Origin of the sequence: Gemella haemolysans (assembly GCF_028308085.1) — a bacterium.
Lineage (GTDB): Bacteria > Bacillota > Bacilli > Staphylococcales > Gemellaceae > Gemella > Gemella haemolysans_D.
The window spans coordinates 1-852 of record NZ_JAQMFS010000105.1 but is presented as its reverse complement, the minus strand read 5'-3'; the positions used below and the strand labels follow the sequence as shown (position 1 = coordinate 852).

Genomic DNA, 852 nt, shown 5'->3' with positions numbered 1-852 from the left:
AGTAAATGTAAAAGTCAATGTAAATAAACTTAGTGACGAGTATAATGTTACAGCTACTGAAATCGAAGTAAATCAAAACACACCAGTAACAAACGATGACCTAAAAGCAAAAGTAACAGCGACATCGAAAGAAGGAAACGTGACTGGAACTGATAAGATTTCAACAGTAGTACCTAAATCACCAATCAGTACAGCTAACTATGGAGATCAAACTATTAGTGCAGTTGTAACCTTCAAAGATGGAACAACGAAAGAAGTAATAATTCCGTTAAAAGTTAAAGATGTTACAGCTCCGACGATTCAAACACCAAGTAATGGACAAAATTGGGATTTAATCGCAGTAGAAGGAGAAAATCCAAATATTGATGTAACGAGTGAGGATAACGCTGGAGGAAGTGGAGTTAAATCTACAACAGTAACAGGCTTACCAGATTTCTTAGAATATAATGAAGCAACTAAGACGATTCAGTTCAAAGCAGGAATAACATCAGTACCTAGTTTATCAGAAGGAACAGATGTAGAGCCTCATAATGTAACGATAACAGTAGTAGATAACGCAGGGAATGAAACGAGTACACAAGTAACAATTACTGTGAAGTCAATGACTACGAAATACAATGCAGTTCCAAATCAAGAAAAACAAACAGTGAGTTATGGAGCAACTCCAGATGCAGCAACAAGTGTAGATAAAACGAACTTACCAGAAGGAACAAGTTACGCTTGGAAAACAAAACCAGATACAAACACACCGGGTGAAAAAGACGGAGTAGTAGAAGTAACGTATAAAGATGGTTCAAAGGATACAGTAAATGTAAAAGTCAATGTAAATAAACTTAGTGACGAGTATAATGT

The 852-nt window shown here is 35.8% G+C and carries 1 protein-coding gene; it reads left to right on the top strand.

Translation table 11 applies throughout. The features are described 5' to 3' along the window. Positions 1-852, top strand: an 852-nt coding sequence (locus tag PNO30_RS08350) for a Rib/alpha-like domain-containing protein (protein WP_271988006.1), incomplete at both ends; no start/stop codon positions are given.